This is a genomic window from Mesorhizobium sp. B2-4-7 (assembly GCF_006442685.1).
In the GTDB taxonomy this organism is placed as follows: Bacteria; Pseudomonadota; Alphaproteobacteria; order Rhizobiales; family Rhizobiaceae; genus Mesorhizobium.
In genome coordinates this window covers 31,257-56,666 of record NZ_VFVH01000015.1, presented here as the reverse complement: position 1 = coordinate 56,666, position 25,410 = coordinate 31,257, and the positions used below count along the sequence as shown (strand labels likewise).

The following is a 25,410-nucleotide window of genomic DNA, read 5'->3' as shown; positions in this document are numbered from 1 at the left end:
GCCCCGACGATTTCTACTAAGCCGATCAAAATATCGCAAGCTGGGGATACATGATTCGAGCACAGTCTTGTTGCCTAGCTATTTGGCCTGCTGGGGTATGTATTTGGGGTCATCGCGCTACATCGAGCCTTCGTGCGCCGTAAATGCGCTGTCGTTTTAAAATTCATACCGCGGTAGCCGCGCAATCGCGGACGCCTTCGCAGTGATTGTCACATCCCCATAGTCGTCGCCGGCAGTTCGGCCCGCATGACCTTGGATCGCCTCAAGTATCCGTCCAGCCACGCCGATCTCAAGACCGACTGTCTTGAACCTATGTCGCCAACCATGGCTGGGGCTCACGCCTTCTGGGATGACCTTCTTAGCCTGCAACCACTCACTTATTCGGCCTGCGACGGTTCGCGCCGGAAGGGTCCCGTCCTTTTTTTCTGAGGCTGGATAGAAGAGCGGGCCGTCGGCAGCGCCCTCCACGAAATCCATCAAGCCAAGGTCGATTAGCTGCTGATGCAAGGGAACATCGCGATAGTTGCCAGCCTTCACCGAACCAGCGTTGGGGGCAATCCGAACGACCGGCACACCTTTTTCATAACGGAAGTCCTGTTTCCGAAGCTGAGTGATCTCTGCAATGCGTGCCCCGGTGTGCGCGCATAGGATGGGCGACCAACGCTTCGCGGCGGTCGTCTGCGGTGCTTCCCGCGTTTGTGGATTGTCCGAATGTTTCGGTTGATGGTCGCTAGCGACCTTCAAAACCACAACCGCCTCGTCCAGGGTAAAACCTTTTTCGCGCGAGTGCTGCCTTTTCGAAACCTTGATACGAACGTTTTCCGCCACGTTGGTTTCGAGCCGATCATTGTTCACGGCCCATTTCAAGACCGTGCGCACGGATGCCAGATACACGTCACCTACGGTCTTGCTCGCAAGAGTTTTCAGGCTCGCATCTTTCCAATCGAGGAGGTTCTGCTTGGTGAGCTTACGGGCGTCGTTATGCCGGATGAAATTGGACAGGTCAGCGAAAACAGGCGTCCAACGCTTGCGAGCCTCCCGGCCCTTCCCGTCGGCGGCACGCTCATCCAGGTAGTCAGTAAGCAGTCCTTTGAGGGAAACCGGCTGGCGGTCATCCTCGACCGGCTGGGCGGTGGTTAGCAACGGGTGCGAGGGCTCGCCCTTGAAGTCACCGTCATTTCGCTCGTGTTGCCGGGACATGGCCTCATAGGCGGAGACGCAAAGGGCCTGTGCGATCAGGCGCCATTCCAGACCACCTTTGGTGGCTGAATGATTGCCTAACGACTTGAACTCCTCGAGGCGCTCGCCGATCAGCCGTTCCAGCTCATCATCGGACAGCTTTCCCGAGTAGCCGTCTCGAAAGAGCCTGGCAGCCTCGTAGTCGACCTCAAAGCCCGCATATTGATAATGGTGCGCACGGATCTCTGCATCGTCGGCCAGGCGCATTTGATAGTCTCGGCTGGCAATTTGTGGTGGAAGAAGTGGATAGCGGCCGACAGTGATGGACTGTTCGCCAGCCGCGACGGCGCGGCGCTCGCCAAGTGCAATCTCATGCTGAAGAGTGGCGACAGCACCAGGCAGCATCTTCAGGGCTGTCCTGTAGTCGGGACCAAGCCCTGTTCGCAATTCCGTTTTCCCGATATACGGCCGAAGCTCTTTCGGGACTACAAGCCGTGCAAAATAGCGGCCGTCCCGATTCAGGAGATTTCGAACACGACCGGTCATCAGTTCCATCCGAATTGTTACGGCATTTGTAACGTCAGAATGGACAGAAACCGTTGCGTGTCAATGACTTCAATGATTTCAATGGGATAATCTGGTGCTGCGAGAGAGGATTGAACTCTCGACCTCTCCCTTACCAAGGGAGTGCTCTACCACTGAGCTACCGCAGCCGCTGATGGCGGGGCTTCTGCCATATCGAACCGGCAAGCGCAAGGCCAAGTGCAAAGCATCTGTGAAAGCCTTTGCCGGATACGTTTTGATGACATGGCCGCGCCACAATGTTGGTTATGCCTGAATAGCGGGCTGGCCGGCCGCCGGCTAGGACGGGACGATGAACGATAAGACAATTCCACCGAAAAAGGGCGGCACCGGCCGCAAGGACCGCCTGGCCGAGCAGCTGCGCGCGAATCTGCTGAAACGCAAGGCGCAGTCGCGCTCGCGGCGCGCCGGCGACGCCGGCAAGCGGCCGGACGGGGTCGGCGCGGCGAAGGAAATACAAAAAGATTAACTCAAATCCGCCACTCTTGGGTCGGGTGCCAGGAAATCCTATTTCTTGAACCAGCTTGGCCGATGGTCTAGACGGGCCGATACTCAAACGATTGAAACCGGCTTTCAGGGCCGAGGGGATAGTCTTCATGGATCGCATCAGAATTGTCGGCGGCAACAAGCTCGCCGGAAGCATTCCGATCTCGGGCGCGAAAAACGCCGCCCTGCCGCTGATGATCGCGTCGCTTCTGACAGACGACACGCTGACGCTCGAAAACGTGCCGCATCTGGCCGATGTCGAGCAGCTGATCCGCATCCTGGGCAATCACGGCGTCGATTATTCGGTCAACGGACGCCGCGAAAAGCAGAATGAAGGCTATTCGCGCACCATCAATTTTTCCGCCCGCAACATCGTCGACACGACGGCCCCCTACGAGCTGGTGTCGAAGATGCGCGCTTCGTTCTGGGTCATCGGCCCGCTGCTGGCCCGCATGGGCGAGGCCAAGGTGTCGCTTCCGGGCGGTTGCGCCATCGGCACGCGGCCGGTCGACCTGTTCCTGGAAGGCCTGCAGGCGCTGGGCGCCGACATCGACGTCGACACCGGCTACGTTATCGCCAAGACCAGGAACGGCCGCCTCGTCGGCAACCGTTACGTCTTTCCGAAAGTGTCGGTCGGCGCCACCCATGTGCTGATGATGGCGGCGTCGCTCGCCAAGGGCGAGACGGTGCTTGAGAACGCCGCCTGCGAGCCCGAGATCGTCAACCTCGCCGAATGCCTCAATGCCATGGGCGCCAGGATTTCCGGCGCCGGCACGCCAACCATCACCATCGACGGCGTCGAGGCGCTGTCGGGCGCGCGCGTGCGCGTCATCCCGGACCGGATCGAGACCGGAACCTATGCCATGGCCGTCGCCATGACCGGCGGCGACGTCGTGCTCGAGGGCGCGCGTCCCGATTTGCTACAGACCGCGCTGGACGTGATCTCGCAGACGGGCGCCGAGATCACGCCGACCAATTCCGGCATCCGCGTCAAGCGCAACGGCGCCGGCATTTCACCGGTCGACGTGACGACGGCGCCCTTCCCGGCCTTCCCCACCGATCTACAGGCGCAGTTCATGGGGCTGATGACCATGGCCAAGGGCAAGTCGCGCATCACCGAGACGATCTTCGAAAACCGCTTCATGCATGTGCAGGAACTCGCGCGCCTGGGCGCCCACATCACGCTTTCGGGCCAGACGGCGATCGTCGACGGCGTGCCGAAATTGAAGGGCGCGCCTGTCATGGCGACCGACCTTCGCGCTTCCGTTTCGCTGGTCATTGCCGGCCTGGCGGCCGAAGGCGAAACCACGGTCAACCGCGTCTATCATCTCGACCGCGGCTTCGAGCGGCTTGAGGAAAAACTGTCCAATTGCGGCGCGGTGATCGAGCGGATCTCGGCTTAGGTCGATCGCCGCCCGCCTCACGGCTGCGCGGACCGGAATGACCTCCGGATTCCTGCTTGAGCATGATCTTTTCCGAAAAGCGGTTTCCACTTTTCGGGATCATGCTCTAACAGAAGGCTGAACAGTCAATTTTCAGGTGCGAAATCCGCATGAACGGCCTCAAGCTTATCGCCCTCGACGACCAGGACCTGAGCATCGTCTCCGCCCACGTCCAGGACGCCGTGATGAAAGTCTCGGACCTTGAATACCTTCCCGCGGCCAAGCGTTTCGTGCTGACCATGAACCGTTTCGTCTGGGAGGCCAAATCGGGCTTCTTTCGCCAGCACAATGAACGGCGCCAGGCCGTGCTGCATTTCGATCGGGTTCTGGGCGCCAAGACCAGCGGCATTGCCCGCGACAAGCCGGCCGAAGTGCTGTCGCTGCTGGCGATCAGCTTCATCGAGATCAGCAAGCCGGCCGGCATCGTCGAGCTGATCTTTTCCGGAGGCGGCGCGATCATGCTCGATGTCGAATGCATCGAGGCCCGCCTTGCCGATGTCGGCGGCGCGTGGGAAGCCACGTCGCGTCCCGTGCACAGGGCTTGAGCGATGGCCATCACGCTTCGTCAGTCCGACGCCGATTTCGAACAGCGTTTCGCCGCTTTCCTCACCACTAAGAGGGAAGTGTCGGCCGATGTCGACGCGGCCGTGCGCCAGATCATCGCGCGCGTGCGCGCCGACGGCGACGCCGCCCTCGTCGATTTTACCAGACGCTTCGACCGGGCCGACCTCAGGGAACTTGGCATTGCCGTGTCGAAGGACGAGATCGCCCGCGCCTATGCCGCTTGCGACCACCAGACGATCGAGGCGCTCGAATTCGCGCGCGACCGCATCCGCGCCTACCACGAGCGGCAGCGGCCGAAGGACGACCGCTTTACCGATGCCGCGGGCGTCGAGCTCGGCTGGCGCTGGACCGCGGTCGAGGCGGTCGGGCTCTACGTGCCGGGCGGCACTGCGAGCTATCCGAGTTCGGTGCTGATGAACGCCATACCGGCCAAGGTCGCCGGCGTGGAGCGCATCGTCATGGTGGTGCCGGCACCCGGTGGCGTCATCAATCCGCTTGTGCTGGTGGCGGCCGATCTTGCCGGCGTGCCGGAAATCTATCGCGTCGGCGGCGCCCAGGCGATCGCTGCCCTGGCTTATGGCACCGAGACGATCAAGCCGGTCGCCAAGATCGTCGGCCCCGGCAATGCCTATGTCGCGGCGGCCAAGCGCCAGGTGTTCGGCACCGTCGGCATCGACATGATCGCCGGCCCCTCGGAAGTGCTCGTCGTGGCCGACGGCGACAATGATCCCGACTGGATCGCCGCCGATCTTCTGGCCCAGGCCGAACATGACGCGTCGGCACAGTCGATCCTGATCACCGACGATCCGGCCTTTGGCAAGGCGGTGGAAGAGGCGGTCGAACGGCAGCTGCCAAACCTGCCGCGCGCGGAGACGGCAGCGGCGAGTTGGCGCGATTTCGGCGCGGTGATCGAGGTCGAGGCGATCGAGGCGGCGCTGCCGCTGGTCGACCGTATCGCGGCCGAGCATGTCGAACTGGCAATCGACGATGCCGAGGGTTTCCTGTCGCGGATGCACAATGCCGGTGCCGTATTTCTCGGCCGCCATACGCCGGAAGCCATCGGCGACTATGTCGGCGGTTCCAACCACGTGCTGCCGACGGCACGCTCGGCGCGTTTCTCGTCAGGCCTTTCGGTACTCGATTTCGTCAAGCGCACCTCGATCCTGAAGCTCGGGCCCGAGCAATTGCGCGCGCTGGCGCCCGCCGCGATCGCGCTGGCCAAGGCGGAAGGGCTCGACGCGCATGGACGCTCCGTCGCCATACGGCTGAACATGTAGGCGCCATGTCGGGCTCCGATCAAACCCGTGCGAGGCTGATCGATGTCGAACTCGATGAATCGATCGGCCGTTCGACGCCCGACGTCGAGCACGAACGCGCGGTGGCGATCTTCGACCTGATCGAGGAGAACAGTTTTCAACCGGTCAACGACAGCGGCGCCGGCCCCTACCGGCTGAAGCTGTCGCTGGCCGAGTCCCGCCTGGTTTTCGCCGTGACGCGCGACGACGGTTCCGCCGTGGTCACCCATATCCTGTCGCTGACGCCGCTCAGGCGCATCGTCAAGGACTACTACATGATCTGCGAAAGCTATTACGACGCCATTCGCTCCTCGACGCCGAGCCATATCGAGGCGATCGACATGGGTCGCCGCGGCCTGCACAATGAGGGTTCGCAGACGTTGATGGACCGGCTCGCCGGCAAGATCGACATCGATTTCGACACGGCGCGCCGGCTGTTCACGCTGGTCTGCGTGCTCCATTGGCGGGGTTAACCCCTGACCGCCGGCGCGCAGCCCCGTTCGATCCTGTTCCTGTGCGGCATGAATGCCGTGCGCTCGCCGATGGCCGAACTGTTGGCGCGACGCATGCTGCCGGCCAGCACCTTCGTCGCCTCGGCGGGCGTGCGCAGCGGCGAGCGTGACCCGTTCGTCGATGCCGTGCTTGCCGAGGAAGGCCTGTCGCTGGGCGAGCGCCACCCAAGGACGATGGACGAGCTGGAAGACGACTATTTCGATCTCATCGTCACGCTCGCGCCGGAGGCGCACCATGCCGCGCTGGAGCTCACCCGCTCGCTCGCCGTCGAGGTCGAATACTGGCCGACGCCGGATCCTACCGGCGCCAGCGGCACGCGCGAGCAGATCATCGCGGCCTATCGCGATGTGCGTGAACGGCTGAAGTTGCGCATAGGCCGACGTTTTTTGCTTCCGGAAGCAAAAAACGCGACGGATTAAGCGTGTTCACAAGCCGACGATTATCATATAGGTTCCGCCGAATTTCCGGCTAGAGTCGGATGCGGTTGGGTCTCTTCGACCTGACAGCTTCCGACTCTAGATCAAAGAAGTAGAGCATGATGTCGTCCGAAAACCGCCTCATACTTTTCGGCATCATGCTCTAAACGCCGGGAAACCATCCAAGCAAAGGTATCGAATGCCGAAGGAAGAAGTCCTCGAGTTTCCGGGTGTCGTCACGGAACTGCTGCCCAACGCCATGTTCCGAGTGAAACTCGAAAACGAACACGAAATCATAGCCCATACGGCCGGCCGCATGCGCAAGAACCGTATCCGCGTGCTGACCGGCGACAAGGTCCTGGTCGAGATGACGCCCTACGACCTGACCAAGGGCCGCATCACCTATCGTTTCAAGTAAGATCAAGGCCGACTGGTCCGCGATGAGCATTTTGCTGAAGCTGGTGCTTGCCTCGGGTTCGCCGCGCCGCATTGAACTCCTGCAGCAGGCCGGCATCGAACCGGACCGCATATTGCCTGCCGACATCGACGAGACGCCGCTGCGTGCCGAGCATCCGCGCTCGCTGGCCAAAAGGCTGTCGAAGGAAAAGGCCGAAAAGGCATTCGCCTCGCTGAAGTCGGAAACCGACTACGCGCCGGCCTTGGTGCTGGCCGCCGACACGGTGGTCGCTGTCGGGCGGCGCATCCTGCCCAAGGCCGAGACGCTCGACGATGCCGCCAACTGCCTCGGATTGCTGTCGGGGCGTTCGCACCGGGTCTATTCCGGCATCTGCCTGATCACGCCCGGCGGCAAACTGCGCCAGCGGCTGGTCGAGACGCGCGTGCGGTTCAAGCGGCTGCCGCGCGAGGAGATCGACGCCTATGTCGCGTCGGGAGAATGGCGCGGCAAGGCCGGCGGCTATGCCGTGCAGGGGCTCGCGGGCGCTTTCGTCGTCAAGCTGGTCGGCTCCTACACCAATGTCGTCGGCTTGCCGCTTTACGAGACCGTAGCGTTGCTTTCGGGCGAAGGCTTCAAGGTCCATCAAAACTGGTCCTCGGCGCGGCCATGAGCGCGGACGACAAGGTGACGCCGCTGCGGCCAAGGCGCCCCTGCCCCGAATGCGGCAAGCCTTCGGCGCGCGAGACCTACCCGTTCTGCTCCAAGCGCTGCAAGGACATCGACCTCAACCGCTGGCTGAAGGGCGCCTATGTCATCAAAGCCCGCGACGACGAGGAAGAACCCGACGCCGACGAGCCGAAATAAGCTAAGAGCGACGCTTGGTCAGGCGGCTTCAGTCTTGCGGCTCACGCGCGCCCAGGCCGGCAGCCAGTCGCCGTGAGCGGCAAGAAGCTCGTCCACCAGTGACCATATCTGGTCGAGGTCGAGCTCGGCTGCCGTGTGCGGATCCATCATCGCCGCATGATAGATGTGTTCCCGGTTCTCGCTCGTCAGCGCCCGCACCGTCAGTTCCTGCACGTTGATGTTGGTGCGGATCAGCGCCGTCAATTGCGGCGGCAGGTCGCCGATGTAAGTCGGCTGGATGCCGGAGGCGTCGACCAGGCACGGCACCTCGGCGGCGCACTCGCGGGGCAGCGAGGTGATGCAGCCATTGTTGCGAACATTGCCGTAGATCACCGACGGCTCGCCGGTCCAGACCGAATTCATGATCGAGGAGGCATATTCCTTTGACTGCTCGACTTCGATGCGCTCGGCCGAACGGTAGGCCTCCGCCTGTCCCTGCCAACGCTCGATCTGCTCGATGCAGCGCTTGGGATATTCATCCAGCGGGATACCGTATTTCTCGATCAGGTCGGGACGGCCGCTCTTGATGAAATAGGGCGTGTATTCGGCGAAATGCTCCGAGCTTTCGGTGACGAAATAGCCGAGCCGGGTCAGCATCTCGTAGCGCACCTTGTTGGGGCAGCGCGGATTCCAGCCGGGCTTGGGCGCGCGGCCCTCGCGATAGGCGCGCAGGAGATCTGGGTAGAGGTCGCGGTAGGAGCCGTCGGCCTGGCGGTGCTCGAACTTCAGGTAGAATGCCATGTGGTTGATGCCGGCCGAGCGATAACGGATGTCCTCGTAGGGAAGATCGAGATCGTGCGCCAGTTCCATCGCGGTGCCCTGCACCGAGTGGCACAGCCCGACCTGCCTGATCTCAGGATATTTCTCCGATATCGCCCAGGTGTTGATCGCCATCGGATTGACGTATTGCAGCATGATCGCATCGGGGCAGACGGCGAGCACATCCTCGCAGATCTTCCACAGATGCGGCACGGTCCTCAAGCCTCGCATGATGCCGCCGACGCCGAGCGTGTCGGCGATGGTCTGGCGCAGGCCATATTTCTTCGGCACTTCAAAGTCGGTGACGGTGCAGGGCTCGTAGCCGCCGATCTGGAAGGCGACGACGACGAAATCGGCACCGGCCAGCGCCTTGCGCTGGTCGGAATAGGTCTCCGCTTTCGCCTTCACGCCGAGCGTCGCGATCAGCTTGTTGACGACGACGGCACTCTCTTCCAGCCGCTGCGGATCGATGTCCATCAGCGCGATCGTCGCGCCCGAAAGCGCCGGCCGCTGCAGCACGTCACCGACGATGTTCTTCATGAACACGGTCGAGCCGGCGCCGATGAAAGTGATCCTGGGATTTCTTGCCACGCTAACCTCCGGCATGTGTTCAGGCCACGTCGAAAGCGGCCCGGACGAGCCGTTCGGTGTAGGCGGTCTTGGGATTGGTGAGGACCTCGTCGACAGGTCCCTGTTCGACGATCTTGCCGTGCTGCATGACGATGACGCGGTGACACAGAGCGCGCACCACCTTGAGATCGTGCGAGATGAAAAGATAACTCAGGCCACGCTCGTCCTGCAGCCTGCGCAAGAGATCGATGACCTGCGCCTGGACGGAGAGGTCCAGCGCCGATGTCGGCTCGTCGAGCAGGATGAATTCCGGTTCCAACGCGATGGCTCGGGCGATGGCGACGCGCTGCCGCTGTCCGCCGGAGAACTCGTGCGGAAATCGCGAAAGGATGTCGCCCGGCATGCCGGCGCTGACCAGCGCCTCGCGCACCCGCTCGACCCGCTCGCGCCGCGTCGCTCCGATGCCGTTGACGATCAGCCCTTCCTCGATGATCTGCCCGATCGTCATGCGCGGGTTGAGCGAGGAGAACGGATCCTGGAAGACGACCTGCATGCGCGATCGCAGCGGCCGCATCTCGGCCCGTGACAGCCCATGGATCGGCTGGCCGTCGAAACGGATCTCGCCGCGCTTGGCATCGATCAACCTGAGCAGGCACTGGCCGAATGTGGTCTTGCCGGAGCCGGATTCGCCGACCAGTCCCAGTGTTTCGTGGCGGCAAAGCTTGAGATCGAGATCGTCGACGGCGACCAGCTCGCGCCAGTCGGGTTTGAGGAAGGTGCCGTGACGCAGCATGAAGCAGACGCGCACCCCGTTCGCTTCGAGGATGGTGCCGGAGCCCTCCGGCAGCGGTTGTGGCCGCCCGCGCGGTTCGGAGGCGAGCAGTCGTTGCGTATAGGGATGCTGGGGATCGGAGAACAGACGTTCGGTGACGTTATGCTCCCGCATCTCGCCATGCTGCATGACATAGACGTAGTCGGAGAATTTGCGCACGACCGTGAGGTCATGGGTGATCAGGATCACCGCCATGCGCAGCTCTTTCTGCAGATTGCGGATCAGGTTCAGGATCTGTGCCTGGACGGTGACGTCGAGCGCCGTCGTCGGCTCGTCGGCGATCAGCACGTCGGGGTCGTTGGCCAGCGCCATGGCGATCATCACGCGCTGGCGCTGGCCGCCCGAGAGCTGATGCGGATATTGCTTGAGCCGCGCGACGGGATCCGGGATCTGGACATGCTGCAGGAGTTCGAGCGCCCGTGCCCAGGCTTGCCGCCGGCCGACCTTGCGATGAACCCTGATCGCCTCGACGATCTGGCTGCCGATCGTATAGATCGGATTGAGCGAGCTCATCGGCTCCTGGAAGATCATCGAGATGCGGTTGCCGCGCAGCTTGCGCCGGGCGCTTTCGGGGAACTTCAGGATGTTCTGCCCATCATAACAGACGGTCGATCTCGGCGACACGGTGGCGCGCCGGGACAGCAATCCCATGACGGTGCGCGCCGTCACCGATTTGCCGGAACCGGATTCGCCGACGATGGCGATCGTCTCGCCGCGATAGAGCTGGAACGAGACGTCCTTGACCGCCTCGACCGTGCCGTGCTCGACCTTGAAGACGACCTCGATGTTGCGGGCATCGATGACGGGTTCTCCCTGGCGTCCGTCATGGTCGTGCCGGACGGAAGGTGCGAAAGGTTCGGCGAGCGCGAGCGTCATCCCAACCACCTCAATAAGGATCGACGGCGTCGCGCAGCCCGTCGCCCAGCGCGTTGAAGGCAAAGACGGTGACCAGCACGAAACCGACCGGCGACAGGATCCACGGATAGGTGCCGATGACGGAGTAGGTCGCGGTGTCCTGCAGCATCAGCCCCCACGAGATCAGCGGCGGCTTCACCGCGAAGCCGAGGAACCCGAGGAAGGATTCGAGCAGCACCACGGTGGGGATCGCCAGCGTCACCGCGACGATCACATGGCTCATCACATTGGGGAAGATGTGCTGCATGATGATGCGCCGGTCGGTGGCACCGACCGCCATGGCGGCGCGTACGTATTCAATGCGCGCAAGCGCCAGCGTCTTGCCGCGCACCTCGCGCGACATCTGCGCCCAGCCCAGCGCCGACATGACGATGATGACGAAGGCGAGGAAGACGTTGGTGGGCGCGGTGACCGGGATCAGCGTCGTCAGCGCCAGATAGAGCGGCAGCTGCGGGAAGGCCAGCACGAGTTCGACGAAGCGCTGCATCCAGACATCGAACCGACCGCCGAAATAGCCGGAAGCCATGCCGACCGTAGTGCCGATGACGGTGATGATGAAGACCACCGTCAGCGCGATCATCAGCGAGACGCGCGAGCCATGGATGGCGCGCGAGAGCACGTCGCGTCCGAACTTGTCGGTGCCGAGGAAATGCACCGGCTGGCCGTCCATCGAACCGAAGAAATGCCGGTTCGCCGCAATGAGCCCGAAGAGCCTGTAGGGCGCGCCGTCGACGAAAAGGCCGAGCAGTCTTGGATGATCATAGTCGGGACCGACGATGGGCTGAAAGGTGACCGGATCGAGATCCGCCGAATCCGCCAGCGCATAGACCCTGGGCCGGGCGACGAAGTTGCCGTCCCTGTCGTGGAAAATAGGGGTTTGCGGCGGCGCGAAGGCGACATCGGTCACCTTCGGGTCCATCGGCGCCAGGAACTCGGCGAATACCGCCATGAGGATCAGCAGCATGACGAGCCAGAACCCCGCCATGCCGGTCCAGGAGCGCTTCAGCCGGCGCCAGACGAGCGCGGTGTAGCTCTCGTTGCCGCGCGCGGGTCTCTCGACGGGTCCTTCGGCCGGCAGCGGCGGCGGCGATGTATCGCGGGCTAGCATCTAGCTCTCCCCGAACTGGCGCACGCGCGGATCGAGCAGGACCAGCAACATGTCGGCGACGATGTTGCCGACGATCAGCGTGGCCGACAGCACCATCATGAAAGTGGCGGTGACATAGACGTCGCCGACCGCCATCGAGCCGACGATCGCCGGGCCGACGGTCGGCAGCGCGAAGATGATCGCCGTCTCGATTTCGCCGGTCAGCATGTAGGGCAGCACCACGCCCTGATACATGACCAGCGGATGCAGCGCATTGGGCACGGCGTGTCGCATGACGACGGCGCTGCCGGTCAGCCCCTTGGCTCTGGCCGTCTCGACATATTGCGCATTCAGCGTGTCGAGCAGATTGCCGCGCATGACGCGCATGTTGTAGGCGAGCCCGCCGAAGGTGGCGATCGCGACCACCGGCCAGACATGCTTGACCAGATCGACGAACTTGGCCCACGACCATGGCGCACCGCCATATTGCGGCGAGAAGAAGCTGCCTATCTCCGAGACGTTGAACTGGAAGACCAGGAGATAGACGATGATCAGCGCCATCAGGAAGCGCGGCACCGTCATGCCGAGGAAGGAAATGGCCGAAAGTGTCGAGTCGATCCAGGTGTATTGCCTGGTTGCCGCCCAGATGCCGAAGGTGATGCCGAGCACCGAGGCGAGCAGATGGCACACAAGCGCCAGGATGAGGGTGCGCGGCAGGCGCTCGCCCACGACGTCGGCTACCGGCTTGTTGTAGTAGAGGCTGTAGCCGAAATCGCCGCGGGTGACGATGCCGCCGATCCAGTTGAGATACTGGACGGGCAGCGGCTTATCGAGGCCATGTTCGATCCGGTAGGCGTTGGCCTGAGCGTCGGCTTCGGCGAAGGAAGCGCCTCCCTGGTTGATCAGCTGCGAGCGGATGTAGTCGGCATAGTCGCCGGGCGGTGCCTGGATGATGGCGAAGGTGACGAGGCTCAGTATGGCAAGGACCGGGATTGCCGACGCTATGCGCATGAGCAGAAATCGCAGCATGGACGGTCGCTTCCTCGTCTTGCCGATCGCGTCTTTTTGGTGCGTTCGGAGGTTGCCTTTGTCCGGCCGCGCCAGCGGCGCGGCCGGAGGTCTCAGTCAGGGGAGGTAAACTTACATCGGGCCCTTGTCTCCAGGCTTGCCGGGCAGCTCTTCCGGGAACAATTCGTATTTCGCCTGCTTGTCGGCCGCCACGAAGACCCGTTCTCGAATGATCGAATCCTCTGCCCAGTTGAACATGTAGATCGGCGTGCCCTTTGGAACGTTGGAGAAGCGCTTATTGACGATCAGCGCACCGGGATATTCCGTCAGGCCGACATTGTAGACGTGCTCCGTCGAAATCTTCTGGAAGTCTCTCATCAGGGCGGCGCGCTGGTCATTGTCCTCAGACGTGACAAATTTGTTGACGATGTCGACGAGGTCCTTCTCGAAAGGCATCAGGTCGACCTCGCCGCTTTCAGGTGCGCGGTGATCCCAGCTGGTCTTGGGGCCGACGGGAGCGAGCTGCACGGTGTTCTGCACGACGGAGGTCAACTCCTGGTCGTTGCGCCGGATCAGCCAGTCGAAGCGCCCGGAATATTGCGAGGCATCGCGCTGGGTGCCGTTGAGACCGTTGAGCACGATCCGCAGCCCGAGCTTCTCCATCTGGGCGACAACGCCTTCGGCGAGGCTCTTGTCGGTGCCGTAGTCATTGTTGACCAGCATGACGATCTCGACATTCTTGCCGCCGGCCGTGCCGGCCGGGAAGTTCACGAAACCGTCGCCATCGGTATCCTTGAGTCCGGCCTTGGCGAGTTCGGCCTTAGCGCCCTCGAGGTCGAAGGGATAGTAGACCGTCGACTTGCGGTCATAGAAGCTGGTGCCGGAGGACAAGCCGCCGGGGTAGATGGCGGTGAACGGCCCCTTGACCAGGGAGTTGCCAAGCGCCTTGCGGTCGAGCGCCATGGTAACGGCCTTGCGGAAATCCTCATTGCGGTTCAGCTCGCGAATCGCCTGACCGCGCTCGTCCGGGTTGCCCCAGCCATTAGCGGAAAAATTGAGGCGCAGATTATAGCCGATCAGCCGTGGACCGAACGCCAGGCGTGCAGGCGCATTCGCCTCCGCGGCCCGCTTCAGCGAGGCGACGAAGTTCTCCGGCTGCTCCAGATTGGAGAAATCGCCCGAGCCGGCCACCGCCTGGACATCGCGGTCGGCCCAGGTGGACAGCTTGTAATGTAATTCGTTGAGGTAGGGCAGCTGATTGCCCTTCTCATCGACCTTCCAATAATAGGGATTGCGGCGCATGACGATGATGTCGTCTGGCCGGTATTCAACCGGCACCCAGGCGCCCATGACCGGCATGTTCATATATTCCGGCGGGAAGGCGTTCTTGAACTGGTCGTAGGTGTTCTTCGAATATTTCGGATGCTGCGGCTTCAATATGTGCGCGGGGCCAGGACAGAAAGTGCCGTAGGCCATCGCGTAGAGATACTGTTTCGGGAAGGCTTCCTTGAAGGTCCACTCGACGGTGTAGTCGTCGACCTTCTTGAGCGTGGTGCCGACGCCGAACGTTTCCTGGGTGGCACCATTGAGCGGCGAGACATTGGGATCGACGACCTCGTCGTCCCAGTAGAACATGACGTCGTCTGAGTTGAAGGGCGCGCCGTCGGACCATTTGGCACCCTCGACGAGGTGCATGGTGAGCTTGTGGCCATCCGCCGACCAGTCCCAGCTTTTGGCGAGGTTGGGCAGCGGTTCGGTGTCCTTGGCCTCGACCTGGAACAGCGGCGCGGTGCGCGTCAGGCATTCGGACAGGCCGATATCGATGCCGCCCCATCCCTGCGTCTGACCGGCGCCGTAGTTCCAGCCTTCCGGCCGCCCGCCGATAACGTGGCGCATTGTATCGCCGTAGACGCCGATGCCATCAGGCATGTTGCCCGTCTTGAAAACCAAGGGCTCCTTCGGCAGCCTGTCTTTCACCGGCGGCAGCTTGCCGGCCTTGACGTATTTCTCGGTCACCCAGTCCGGCTCGTGATAGTCGGGCAGCGCCTTGAACTCCAGGATGGACTCGCGCGGCACATAAGTGATCTTGCCTTCGGCCGGAAACGCCGCCGGTACCGGCGGGACCGTCGGCTCGGAGGCGAAAGCGTTGAGCGCCGGGACGGAGACGCCCAGCGCCAGTCCCGCGACCATGCCAATGCTGCGTAGGTTCCTCATTGTCTCCTCCCTCGTGTTCGGACGTTTTGTTTTGCTGCTGCTCGTCTTCTGCCCGGACGGCGACCGCGGCGGACCTGTCTCCCGCAGGCCCGTCGCCGCCACCTGGGTTTTCAGCCGGCCTGCTTCAGCGCGGCCTTTTCGGCGCGCAACTCCTCGATCGAGCGGACGCTGCGCCAAGCGGCGCCCGCCCATTCGCGGGTCTTGACCCTGGATTTCGACAACCTCTCTTTTGCCGCCGGAACGGCGTGCGCATATTGCGGCAGCCAGGCGGCTTCAGCGACGACCATTTCGTCGACCATCTGCCAGACCTCCTCCGGTGTCGATACCGCACCAACCAGCGGGTCATGCAGCACGGCAAGCTTGAGCAGGTCGATGTCGCCGGATATGGCGGCATGCACCGACATGCGCTGGACATTGATCGAGGATATGCAGGTCGCGGCACATGCTTCCGGCAAGGTGATGCCGGCCGCCATGTTGATGCCGAAGCGGTCGACGAAGCCGGGCGATTCGACGATGGCGTCCTGCGGCAAATTGGTGATGACACCGTCATTCTTGACGTTGAAGTGGCCGCGATAGACGCGGTTGGTCTCCAGCGCCTCCAAGATGTGGCTGGCATGCTCGTTGGAGCGTTTTGAAGGATCGATCGGCTTCGACGCCGCTTCGAGGAATTGCGGATATTCCGTCTCGAACCAGTTGCGGGTCTCGGTGGAATAACGGAGATAGCCGCCCGTCTCGCCATGGATCCAGTCGGACATGTCGATCCAGCGGGTGATCTCGTCCGGGCGCTTGCGGTACCAGGGAAGATACTCGGACAAATGGCCATTGCTTTCGGTCGAATAGACGCCGAAGCGCTTCAACACGTCTATGCGCAGCTTTTCCTGCCTGGAATAGACCGGGTGCGCCTCGAAGGCGGCGACCAGCTCGTCCTTGCCGATTTCGCGCCCGTTCAGGCGCAACTCGATGAACCAGGTCTGGTGGTTTATGCCGGAACAGACATAGTCGAGCTCCCGAGGTGACTTCGCGCCCAGTACCTCGGCGATCTGCTCGGCGCCGTGCTGGACCCCGTGGCACAGCCCGACCGTGTCGACCTTGCCGTACTCGATCGCCGCCCAGGTGTTCATCGCCATCGGGTTGGCATAGTTGAGGAATTTCGCATCGGTCTCGGCGACATCGCGTATATCCTTGCAGAAATCGAGGATCACCGGGATGTTGCGCTGGCCATAGAGGATGCCGCCGGCGCAGATCGTGTCACCGACGCATTGGTCGATGCCGTATTTCAGGGGGATCCTGATATCGTCGGCATAGGCTTCGAGGCCACCGACCCGCACACAGCTGATGACATAACGTGCGCCCTCGAGCGCCTTGCGGCGGTCCGTCGTCGCCGTCACCGTGGTCGGCAATTTGTTGGCCTCGACGATCCGGTCGAGGATCGCTTTGATCATCTGGAGATTGTGTTCGCTGACATCGGTCAGCGCGAATTCGATGCCCTTGAATTCCGGCACGCACAATATGTCGGTGAACAGTTTTTTGGTGAAGCCGACGCTGCCGGCGCCGATAATAGCGATTTTGAAACTCATCACCTTCACCTCGATCCGATCGAATGCTAGGCAAGGAGCAGTAAGGGAGGATATGGCCACACGCCAAGGTGCGCGTGCCAATCGAGCCGAATTCCGGCTTTTTTCCTCCCGCCCGCTCCTCGACCGCGGGTTCTTCACGTTCTTCGAGGATGGATTATGCGCTTATTCGCGAGCACGGCCAGAGAAGGATTATGCTTTCAAGGGTAATTTTGTGCTGCGGGATCTGATCGCCAACGGACAGTCGATGCGTACGATCTCGCTGCCGCGCGGTCGCCAGCGCCTGCATGCCATGCCGACGAGCACCGGCTACGAAGTGCGCGAAGGCGAAATCTATGATTGGGACGGGCGCAAGCGCGGCCAGACGCCATTCACCGTGCTCCAGCACACGATCAACGGAAGCGGCCGGCTTCGCTATGAGAACCGCGACTATCGCCTGCAGCAGAACGACACGCTGCTGGTGCTGGTGCCGCACAACCATCGTTACTGGCTGGCCAAGGACGAGCGCTGGGAATATTTCTGGATCTCGATGAATGGCGAGGAGGCGCTGCGCATCCACAAATCGATCCTCGACGTCTCGGGTCCCGTGTTCCGGCTGCAGCCGGAGACGATCGATCACCTCGCCCATTGCAGCCTGCGTCTCATCAACGGGGCCGCTGCGCCGGGGGCGGCTTCTGCGATCGCCTACGAGGCGGCGATGGCGCTCTACGACGATGTCTTCGGCTCACATGCCTTTGCCGAGAAGCAGAGCGCCATGCAGCCGGTCATCGACCACATCAACGCCAATCTCGACAGGCCGCTGCCGGTAGCGGACCTCGTGGCGATCAGCGGCCTCAGCCGGGCGCACTTCTCGCGCTGCTTCGCCGAGAGCGAAGGCATCCCGCCCGCGGAGTTCGTGCTGCAGCAGCGGCTGCAACGCGCCGCCAAGCTTTTGACCAAGGCTGACTTCCTGCCGGTGAAGGAAGTCGCCATCCTGTGCGGCTTCGAGGACGCGAACTATTTCTCGAAGGTCTTCCGCCGCTGTTACGGCATTAGCCCGGGCCAGTTCCGCACCACCGGCATGTATGCCAGCATGAGGGTTCCGGCCAGGCGCGACATCAGGGTGTCCGACGACGAGACCTGACCCCGTAGCCGTCCAGCGCAGCCTTGCATGACATGCACTACGCCGCTTGCCGGCTGCCGCCGTCCAGCCATTGGAGATCGGCAGGTGAAAGCGCGATGTCCAGGGCGCGCAAGCTGTCGTCCAGTTCGCCCAGCGTGCGCGGGCCGATCAACGGCACCGATGGGAAAGGCTGGTTGAGCACATAGGCGAGCGCAACATGGATCGGGCTCTTGCCCAGCCGCGCGGCAAGTTCGATCGCCCGGTCGCGGCGGCCGAAATTGCGCTCCGAGTACCAGACCCGCACCAGTTCTTCATTGTCGCGCCGGTCGCGCCCGGCGCGTTCGGTGAAGAAGCCGCGCCCTTGGCTCGACCAGGCGAAATTCGGCATCTGCCGGGCGGTCAGCCAGGCCTTCCAGTCATCGGTGGAGGAGGTCACGCAACCGGCCCAGATCGGCTCCAGCATTTCAGCCAGCGAGAAGTTGTTGGAGAGCGCGCCGGGCTTTTGCTTGCCGGTGCGCTCGGCATAGGCGATCGCCTCGTCCATGCGCTGCATCGTCCAGTTCGAGCCGCCGAACGGGCCACGGATGCGGCCTGCCTTGACCTCGCGGTCCATCGCATCGACGAACTCGCCGACGGGCACGTCCGGATTGTCGCGATGCATGAAATAGATATCGACATGGTCGGTTTGCAGGCGGTCGAGCGACTGGACGAGCTGCTTGCCGATCACGTCGGGATAGCAAAGCGGCGAATGTGCCCCCTTGGCGATGACCACCGACTGCTCGCGAACGCCACGGTTCTTCAGCCATTGCCCAAGCAGCGTCTCGGTGTAGCCGCCGCCATAGACATAGCCGGTGTCGAACAGATTGCCGCCAGCCTCGAAGAAGGCATCGAGCAGGATCGAACCCGAGGAGAAGGTGCGGAAATCCTCGAAACCGAGCGCCACGATCGAGGCCGGCTTCGACAGGCCCGGAATGGCGCGTTTGGCGATCGCCGTGCCGCCGGATCGCAAGGGCCGGTCGGCGATGGTGTTGGTGCGTCGCGAGGCCTTTTCGATCTCGTACTCCAACCCCACAGCCGCGCGCCATCTGTCGAGCACGCGCAAGGTGCCGAGGCTGTCGGCCCAGGCCATGCCCGGCCAGGCGAACTCCTGCCGGCCGGCAAGGATGGCGTCCCCGGCGGCGTCGACTTCGAAGGAATAGACGTGACGCTTTTCGTTCACGCTGATGGTTTCGCGCACGCCGTCCGCGCCGATCACATCGATCCGGCCGAGGCCGACATCGCGGTCGCCGCCGGCGAACCAGAAATCCGGCACTTCGATGCGGCCCCTGGTGCCGAAGATGCGCAGCACATTGTCCTGGTTGAGCGAGATGCTGCAGGAGACCTCGGCGAGGATGCCACCTGGAAAATGCAGCAGCGCGGACGCCCATTCGTCGACGCCGGACTGGCCAAGATGGGCAACGCCGGTCACCTTGTCCGGCTCGAGGAACGGCTTGCCGGCCGCGGCGCCGGCAATCAGCCGCGCTATCGAGACGGGATAGCCGCCGACGTCCAGGATGCCACCGCCGGCGAGGTCGTTGGCATAAAGCCGGTGCTGCGGCATGAAATCAGGCATGGCAAAACCGAAGCTCGACTTGATCATCCTGATCTCGCCGATGACGCCGGATTTGATCAGTTCCACCAGCTTCAGCGTCTGCGGGTGCAGCCGGTACATGAAGGCCTCGCCGAGAAAGGTGCCGGCCTTGCGCGCCGCATGCATCATGGCGTCGGCCTCGAACGCGGTCAGCGCCAGCGGCTTTTCGCACAGCACGTGCTTTCCCGCCTCCGCCGCCCGGATCGCCCATTGCGCGTGGCCCGGGTGCGGGACCGAAATGTAGATCGCGTCGATTTCCGCGTCAGTGAGCAATGCTTCGTAGCCCTCGAGAATGCGCGCGCCGGGAAAGCTCTGCGCCAGGCCCGGCTTGCCCGGATCGCGCGCACCGATGGCGACCAGCTTTCCGTTGCGGGAGGCGGCGACGCCGCCGGCGAAGGCCTTGGCGATGCTGCCCGGGCCGAGAATGCCCCAGCGGATGGGCGTGGTTGCAGTCATTGTCATTCTCCTTGCGGGATGGGAAAGGGCAGCCGATCAGCGCAGCCGCAGCCCTTTTTCGTCGAACAGGTAGGATTTGCGGATGGATACGATGATCTCTGATGTCTCGGGGACCTTGGCCGCGTCGCGCTGGATCACCACGTCCTCGCCATTGGCCGTTCTGGCGTAGAGAAAGCTCGTGCCGCCCAGGTGCTCGACCACATCGATGGTGACGGCAAGATCGGCGTCGCCTTCTCCGGCGCTGCCAAAATGTTCGGGCCGCACGCCAACGATGACCTTGCTGCCGATTGCGGGCGCGGCGCCCGTCAGCGGCTGCGTGATGCGGGTCTTCTCCTGGCCAGCGAGTTCCACCACGACGCCGCGCGCATCGCAGCCGACGACGCGGCCCTTGATGAAATTCATCTTCGGCGAGCCGACGAAACCGGCCACGAACTGATTGTCGGGATTGTCATAAAGATCGAGCGGGCGGCCGATCTGCTCGACATGGCCGCCGCGCAGCACGACGATCCGGTCGGCGAGCGTCATCGCCTCGGTCTGGTCGTGCGTGACATAGACCATGGTGGTGCCGAGCTCCTTGTGCAGGCGCGAGATCTCGACCCGCATCTGGACGCGCAGTTCGGCGTCGAGGTTGGACAGCGGCTCGTCGAACAGGAACACCTGCGGCTCGCGCACGATGGCGCGGCCGATGGCAACGCGCTGGCGCTGGCCGCCGGAGAGTTTCTTCGGACGGCGCTCCATCAATTCGCTGATGCGCAGGATCTCGGCCGCCCGTTTCACCCTGCGGTCGGTGTCTGCCTTCGGATTGCCGGTCATACGCAGGCCGAAGGAGAGATTCTGCTCCACGTTCATATGCGGATAGAGCGCGTAGGACTGGAACACCATGGCGATGCCGCGGTCGGCCGGCTCGACATCGTTGACCACCTTGCCGCCGATGGCGATCTCGCCATCGCTGATATCCTCCAGCCCGGCGATCATCCTGAGCAGCGTGGACTTGCCGCAGCCAGACGGGCCGACGAAGACGACGAACTCGCCATCCCTGATGTCGATGTTGGCGCCATGGACGACCTCGAAAACGCCGAAGCGCTTGACGACATTCGTGAGCGTGACGGTTGCCATGCCTACCCTTACTTGACCGCGCCGGCGGCGATGCCGGCAATGAAATGGCGTTGCAGCAGCACGAACACGATCAGCATCGGCACCGTCAGCATTACCGCGCCCGCCATGATGCCGCCCCACGACACTTTGGTGAGGCCGATCAGCGTGCCGAGCGCCACCGGTGCGGTCATCGCGCCGGGCTGGCTGTTGATCAAAAGCGGCCAGAGATAATTGTTCCAGGACGCCAGGAACAGGATGATGCAAAGGGCGGCCAGCATCGGCCGCGCCAGCGGCAGCGCGATGAAGACGAAGATGCGCCACTCCTTCACGCCTTCGACGCGGGCGGCATCGAACAGGTCATCGGGCATCATGGAAAAGCTCTGGCGCATGAACAGCACGCCCAGCGAATTGAACAGCGGCGGCACGATCAGCGCCACCCAGGTATTGGCGAGCTTGAAATCGCGCGCCACCATGATGAATTGCGGGATCAGCACCACCGCATAGGGAAGCGTGATGGTGCCCAGGATGATGGCGACGACCAAGCCCTTGCCGACGAACCGGTAACGCGCCAGCGCCCAGCCGGCCATCGACGTCAGCAGCACCGACAGAAAAGTGTAGGTGACCGCCACCGAGACGGAGATGAAAATCGCGCCGACAAAGTCGGTGTCGCGCTGCAGGTTGTTGAAATTGTCCACGAAATTGCCATGCGGCAGCAACTCGATGCCGGGGCTGAAGATGCCGTTGTCCGGCATGGTCGAGAACACGACCATCATCCACAGCGGAAACAGCCAGATCAGCGCCAGTGGCGTGAGAAAGAGATGCAGCAAGAGGCTGCGCTTCAGCCTGGCCGAGGCGAGCGAGCTCATTTCGGTTCCCTCGTCAGCCACAGTTGCACCAGCGTGATGGCGATCGCCAGCCCCGCCATGGTGTAGGCGACGGCCGAGGCGTAGCCGAAATTGAGCGACCGGAAGCCCTGGCGATAGAGCAGCAGGCCGAGCGTCTCGGTGCCGCCGCCCGGTCCGCCGCGTTCGGTGATCAGGAACGGCTCGGTGAACAGCTGCATGGTGCCGATGATCGACAGCACGGTGCAGAACACGATGACCGGCTTCAACAGCGGCAAGGTGATGAAGAAGAACTGCTTGAGCTTGCTGACCCGGTCGAGCGTCGCCGCCTCGTAGACGTCCTCGGGGATGGACTGCATGCCGGCCAGAAGGATGATGGCGTTGTAGCCGGCCCAGCGCCAGGTGACCGCGATCATGATCAGCGCCATGGCCGGCGTGACATTGGAGAACCAGTCGATCTTTGGCAGCCCGACGCTGTTCAGGAGCTTGTTGATGATGCCGAAATCGAGGTTGAACATCAGCCGGAACACCGCGGAGTAGGCGACCTCGCCGACCACCACGGGAGCGAAGAAGGCGAAGCGGTAAAGTCCTCTCGCCTTCAGGAGCGGCGAATTCAAAAGCACGGCCATCACCATCGCCAGCGCGATCATCACCGGCACCTGGATGACGAGGATGAGCAGCGTGTTCTTCAAGGCATTGAAGAAGGCCGGATCGCCGATCAGCCGGCCCCAGTTGAAGCCGGGCGCAAAGCGCCAGGGCACGGTGCGCGTCGCCTGGAACGAGATCAGGAACGAAGAGATGATCGGCCATACCCAGAAGACGGAGAAGATCAGCAAATAGGGCGCGAGGAAACGATAGGCCGTGGCGTTGCGGTTGCGCATCGTGCTCCTCCTTCTCTCGTCGGCGTTTCAAGCTGTGGTCCCGCGCGCAGCGGCAACCGGTTGGTCGGGACATGCGACATTTCACACGTCCCGCGAGGAAGCCCCGCGGGCCGCGGTCGGGTCCGGGCGGCGCATGCCTGCCCGGACCCCGTCTGGGAGGTTATGACTTGACCGGCAGTCCGGTCGCCGCCGCGATCTGGCCGGCGGCATCGTCGAGTGCCGCCTTGGCATCGGGATAGCCGCCGGCGAGATATTTGGTCTGCACCGCGCGCATGATGATTTCGGCGTCGCTCTGGAACTGCGTGCCGCGGCTGGGGACGATCTTGGGCAGGGTGGCGAGGATGTCCTTCCACACCGCCTGGCCGCCCCAATAGGGCAGGCCTTCAGAGACGTAGGGGTCGTTCAGCGCCGAGACCAGCGAGGGAACGAGGCCGAACTCCTTCAGCATGGTGATCTGGCCCTCATTGGTTTCGAGCGTGTATTTCAGGTACTCGTAAGCCGCTTCCTTGTTCTTCGACCCGGAAGCGATGGCCAGCGACGACCCGCCGAGATTGGCGGCGCGTGGCCCGTCGGCGGTAAGGCTCGGCATCAGGTAGACGCCCCATTTGCCGTTTTCGCCAGCCGATTCGGTGCGGATGGTGCCTTCATACCAGCCGCCATAGACCTGGGTGGCGACGGTGCCGGCGGTGTTGTTGGTGATCTTGGTGCCCCAGTCGGCCGAGGAGATGACGCCGGCGTCCTTCATCTCCTTGATCTTGGCCAGCGTATCGATGCATTTCGGCTGGTTCACCGTGATCGACTGGCCATCCTCGGAGAAATAGCCGCAGCCCTGTTCATTGGAGATCATGCGGAAGAATTCGGTGTCGCCGTTGAAGTCGGCGTTGGTCATCGTGACGCCGGGATTGGCGGCCTGGATCTTCTTGCCGGCGGCAATGAAATCGTCCCAGGTCTTGATCGACGCCGGATCGACGCCGGCCTTTTCGTAGAAGTCGCGGCGGTAGAAGGCGGCGACCGGGCCGGAATCCCACGGCATTGCATAGGCCTTGTCGCCGACTTCGAGCTCGGTGCGCTTGAAATCGGGGAATTTCGCCTGGTCCTCTGCGCTGTAGCCCAGCGTGTGCAGGTCGACAAAGCAATCGGGAAATTGGCTCCAGTAATTCTCGGCCTCGCCGTTCTCGATGGTGACGACATCAGGCAGGCCGACGCCACCGGCGGCGCAGCCGGCGATCGATTTGTCATAGGTCGGCTGGTTGCCGAGATCCTGGACGGTGACCTTGATGTCAGGATGCAGCTTGTTGAACCCGGCAATCGTCGCCTTCAGCGACGAGGCGGCGATGTTCCAGCTCCAGATGGTGATTTCGCCCGATTGCGCGAAGGCCGGGGCTGAACCCAAGGCAAGCGCGAGCGCGGCGCAGGACAGTGTGATGCGCATTGAAATCCTCCCATTTCATTTGCTCTCTCTGCGAGCCGGGCTAGACTATGCGGCGCGGAAGGCTTGTCCCCGACAAAGGGAATACGAAATTGGCGGAAAGTAAGATGCCGGACCGGCCGTTTTACCAGCCTGGCGCCAGCAGCGTGGAAGGAATGCCGCTGCTGTTGCAGATGTTCCACACCGCTCCCCTGGTGATGCTCAAGCCGCATTGGCATGCGCAGGTCGAGGTGAACTTCATCGTGCGCGGCAGCGTGCACTACCGCATGAACGACCACGAAATCTCGCTTTCGGCCGGTGAGATGTGCCTGTTCTGGGGCGGACTGCCGCACCAGATGGACGATTTGAGCGACGACGCCATCTATGCCGGCGCGCATCTGCCGCTGGTGCATTTCTTCCGGCTGCATCTGCCGGCTGACATACGTCACCGGCTGATGACGGGTGCCACGCTGGTGACCAGCGCCACCGATCAGTCCGACAACGATAATTTCGACCGATGGAACCGCTACGCCCGCTCCGGCGACCCGGCCAAGGCGGAGCACGCCGTCAACGAACTGTTGCTGCGGCTCGAGCGGGTGCGGTTCGAGCCGTACAGGCTGGTGCCGGAAAATGCGGCCGGACAGGAAGCGGGCAGTCCGTTCGACCAGCAGTCGTCGCGCAATGTCGGGCGCATGTGCGATTTCATCGCCGAGAATTTCCTCTACGACATCGATTGCATGAACATAGCGGCGGCCGCCGACCTCCATCCCAAATACGCCATGAGCATCTTCAAGAAATCGACCGGCATGACGCTCAACGAATATGTCAACCTGTTGCGGCTGAGCTATGCGCAGGCGCTGCTCATGCACCAGGACGCCAATGTGCTCAGGGTCGCGATGGATTCGGGCTTCGGTTCGCTCAGCGCCTTCAACAAGTCGTTCCGGAAGCTCGCCGGCATGACACCTACGGATTTTCGCAAGGGATTGGCGGGCGCCCGATAGCGGCGGTGAGGCGCGGAAACCAGCGGATCGGGCGGCACTTCTTTTCCTGCCGGAAATCCACATCTGGGCGCTGGACAGGCCGGATTCCCATGCTATAACCCACGCGCTTTCAAGGGGACGCCCACGGCGCTTCCATGAAATCCGGAGCGCGAGTTTTCGTTAGCCGGAACAGGCCCAGATAGCTCAGTTGGTAGAGCAGCGGACTGAAAATCCGCGTGTCGGTGGTTCGAATCCGCCTCTGGGCACCATTTCCCCCCGG

23 protein-coding genes and 2 tRNA genes are annotated in these 25,410 nt (G+C 62.8%); 12 read left to right on the top strand and 13 right to left on the bottom strand.

The features are described from left to right. Positions 1 to 156: 156 nt before the first annotated feature. Both FJ946_RS28805 and FJ946_RS28800 read right to left on the bottom strand, forming a co-directional pair. On the bottom strand, positions 157 to 1,725 hold the full coding sequence (locus tag FJ946_RS28805; RefSeq protein WP_140567766.1) for a tyrosine-type recombinase/integrase: 1,569 nt from the start codon (positions 1,723 to 1,725) through the stop codon (positions 157 to 159). 92 nt (positions 1,726 to 1,817) lie between these two features. Next, positions 1,818 to 1,892: transfer RNA gene (locus FJ946_RS28800), tRNA-Thr, on the bottom strand. Between the two features lie 161 nt (positions 1,893 to 2,053). Between FJ946_RS28800 and FJ946_RS28795 the strand changes: the two genes are divergently transcribed. The 9 genes from FJ946_RS28795 to yacG all read left to right on the top strand — a co-directional run bounded on the left by FJ946_RS28795 (position 2,054) and on the right by yacG (position 7,738). Further along, positions 2,054 to 2,230 carry a hypothetical protein gene (locus FJ946_RS28795; RefSeq protein ID WP_140501051.1) on the top strand — a complete coding sequence of 59 codons (177 nt, stop codon included), beginning with the start codon at positions 2,054 to 2,056 and terminating at the stop codon, positions 2,228 to 2,230. Positions 2,231 to 2,357: 127 nt separating this feature from the next. Beyond that, positions 2,358 to 3,650: a UDP-N-acetylglucosamine 1-carboxyvinyltransferase gene (gene murA / locus FJ946_RS28790; RefSeq protein ID WP_140525562.1), complete on the top strand. Its 1,293-nt coding sequence runs from the start codon at positions 2,358 to 2,360 to the stop codon at positions 3,648 to 3,650. 149 nt (positions 3,651 to 3,799) lie between these two features. Further along, positions 3,800 to 4,234 (top strand): DUF2948 family protein, encoded by a 435-nt coding sequence (locus tag FJ946_RS28785; RefSeq protein WP_140501047.1) that lies wholly within the window; start codon positions 3,800 to 3,802, stop codon positions 4,232 to 4,234. Between the two features lie 3 nt (positions 4,235 to 4,237). Beyond that, positions 4,238 to 5,530: a histidinol dehydrogenase gene (hisD, locus tag FJ946_RS28780; RefSeq protein WP_140501045.1), complete on the top strand. Its 1,293-nt coding sequence runs from the start codon at positions 4,238 to 4,240 to the stop codon at positions 5,528 to 5,530. A 5-nt stretch (positions 5,531 to 5,535) separates the two neighbouring features. Next, on the top strand, positions 5,536 to 6,021 hold the full coding sequence (locus FJ946_RS28775; RefSeq protein ID WP_140501043.1) for a UPF0262 family protein: 486 nt from the start codon (positions 5,536 to 5,538) through the stop codon (positions 6,019 to 6,021). Positions 6,022 to 6,069: 48 nt separating this feature from the next. Then, entirely contained in the window at positions 6,070 to 6,480 is a 411-nt protein-coding gene (locus tag FJ946_RS28770) for a low molecular weight phosphatase family protein (RefSeq protein WP_140501041.1), read from the top strand. A 196-nt stretch (positions 6,481 to 6,676) separates the two neighbouring features. Further along, positions 6,677 to 6,895, top strand: a complete 219-nt coding sequence (gene infA, locus FJ946_RS28765) for a translation initiation factor IF-1 (RefSeq protein ID WP_006200926.1) — start codon at positions 6,677 to 6,679, stop codon at positions 6,893 to 6,895. 22 nt (positions 6,896 to 6,917) lie between these two features. Beyond that, complete coding sequence (locus FJ946_RS28760) at positions 6,918 to 7,544, top strand: Maf-like protein (RefSeq protein WP_140501039.1); 627 nt, start codon at positions 6,918 to 6,920, stop codon at positions 7,542 to 7,544. Next, positions 7,541 to 7,738 carry a DNA gyrase inhibitor YacG gene (yacG, locus tag FJ946_RS28755; protein WP_140501037.1) on the top strand — a complete coding sequence of 66 codons (198 nt, stop codon included), beginning with the start codon at positions 7,541 to 7,543 and terminating at the stop codon, positions 7,736 to 7,738. Before FJ946_RS28760 ends, yacG begins: the two co-directional genes overlap by 4 nt. 18 nt (positions 7,739 to 7,756) lie before the next feature. On the opposite strand, the gene FJ946_RS28750 is transcribed toward yacG, so the two are convergent. The 6 genes from FJ946_RS28750 to FJ946_RS28725 all read right to left on the bottom strand — a co-directional run bounded on the left by FJ946_RS28750 (position 7,757) and on the right by FJ946_RS28725 (position 16,739). Next, positions 7,757 to 9,127, bottom strand: coding sequence for an alpha-glucosidase/alpha-galactosidase (locus tag FJ946_RS28750; RefSeq protein ID WP_140567763.1), 1,371 nt, complete (start codon positions 9,125 to 9,127; stop codon positions 7,757 to 7,759). Positions 9,128 to 9,146: 19 nt separating this feature from the next. Further along, positions 9,147 to 10,814, bottom strand: coding sequence for an ABC transporter ATP-binding protein (locus tag FJ946_RS28745; protein ID WP_140567761.1), 1,668 nt, complete (start codon positions 10,812 to 10,814; stop codon positions 9,147 to 9,149). Between the two features lie 10 nt (positions 10,815 to 10,824). Continuing rightward, the gene (locus tag FJ946_RS28740) at positions 10,825 to 11,961 is read right to left on the bottom strand and encodes an ABC transporter permease (RefSeq protein WP_140567758.1); all 1,137 of its coding nucleotides are present in this window, start codon (positions 11,959 to 11,961) and stop codon (positions 10,825 to 10,827) included. Then, positions 11,962 to 12,969 (bottom strand): ABC transporter permease, encoded by a 1,008-nt coding sequence (locus FJ946_RS28735; RefSeq protein ID WP_140567755.1) that lies wholly within the window; start codon positions 12,967 to 12,969, stop codon positions 11,962 to 11,964. 111 nt (positions 12,970 to 13,080) lie between these two features. Beyond that, positions 13,081 to 15,162 carry an ABC transporter substrate-binding protein gene (locus tag FJ946_RS28730; RefSeq protein ID WP_140525556.1) on the bottom strand — a complete coding sequence of 694 codons (2,082 nt, stop codon included), beginning with the start codon at positions 15,160 to 15,162 and terminating at the stop codon, positions 13,081 to 13,083. Between the two features lie 110 nt (positions 15,163 to 15,272). Beyond that, on the bottom strand, positions 15,273 to 16,739 hold the full coding sequence (locus tag FJ946_RS28725; RefSeq protein WP_140558599.1) for an alpha-glucosidase/alpha-galactosidase: 1,467 nt from the start codon (positions 16,737 to 16,739) through the stop codon (positions 15,273 to 15,275). A 244-nt stretch (positions 16,740 to 16,983) separates the two neighbouring features. Between FJ946_RS28725 and FJ946_RS28720 the strand changes: the two genes are divergently transcribed. Further along, positions 16,984 to 17,859 carry an AraC family transcriptional regulator gene (locus tag FJ946_RS28720; RefSeq protein WP_140558629.1) on the top strand — a complete coding sequence of 292 codons (876 nt, stop codon included), beginning with the start codon at positions 16,984 to 16,986 and terminating at the stop codon, positions 17,857 to 17,859. A 37-nt stretch (positions 17,860 to 17,896) separates the two neighbouring features. Here the strand turns inward: FJ946_RS28720 and FJ946_RS28715 are convergent, their stop codons facing one another. From FJ946_RS28715 to FJ946_RS28695, 5 genes are all read right to left on the bottom strand, one after another. Beyond that, positions 17,897 to 19,924 carry an aldo/keto reductase gene (locus FJ946_RS28715; RefSeq protein ID WP_140567753.1) on the bottom strand — a complete coding sequence of 676 codons (2,028 nt, stop codon included), beginning with the start codon at positions 19,922 to 19,924 and terminating at the stop codon, positions 17,897 to 17,899. Positions 19,925 to 19,960: 36 nt separating this feature from the next. Further along, positions 19,961 to 21,040 (bottom strand): sn-glycerol-3-phosphate ABC transporter ATP-binding protein UgpC, encoded by a 1,080-nt coding sequence (ugpC, locus tag FJ946_RS28710; RefSeq protein WP_140562216.1) that lies wholly within the window; start codon positions 21,038 to 21,040, stop codon positions 19,961 to 19,963. 8 nt (positions 21,041 to 21,048) lie between these two features. Continuing rightward, on the bottom strand, positions 21,049 to 21,885 hold the full coding sequence (locus FJ946_RS28705; RefSeq protein ID WP_140513329.1) for a carbohydrate ABC transporter permease: 837 nt from the start codon (positions 21,883 to 21,885) through the stop codon (positions 21,049 to 21,051). Continuing rightward, entirely contained in the window at positions 21,882 to 22,742 is an 861-nt protein-coding gene (locus tag FJ946_RS28700; protein WP_140501017.1) for a sugar ABC transporter permease, read from the bottom strand. Before FJ946_RS28700 ends, FJ946_RS28705 begins: the two co-directional genes overlap by 4 nt. Before the next feature lie 160 nt (positions 22,743 to 22,902). Continuing rightward, entirely contained in the window at positions 22,903 to 24,174 is a 1,272-nt protein-coding gene (locus tag FJ946_RS28695; protein WP_140567750.1) for an extracellular solute-binding protein, read from the bottom strand. 104 nt (positions 24,175 to 24,278) lie between these two features. On the opposite strand from FJ946_RS28695, the gene FJ946_RS28690 reads away from it, so the two are divergent. Both FJ946_RS28690 and FJ946_RS28685 read left to right on the top strand, forming a co-directional pair. Beyond that, entirely contained in the window at positions 24,279 to 25,151 is an 873-nt protein-coding gene (locus FJ946_RS28690; protein ID WP_140567748.1) for a helix-turn-helix domain-containing protein, read from the top strand. A gap of 172 nt (positions 25,152 to 25,323) precedes the next feature. Further along, positions 25,324 to 25,399: transfer RNA gene (locus FJ946_RS28685), tRNA-Phe, on the top strand. Positions 25,400 to 25,410: the final 11 nt, after the last annotated feature.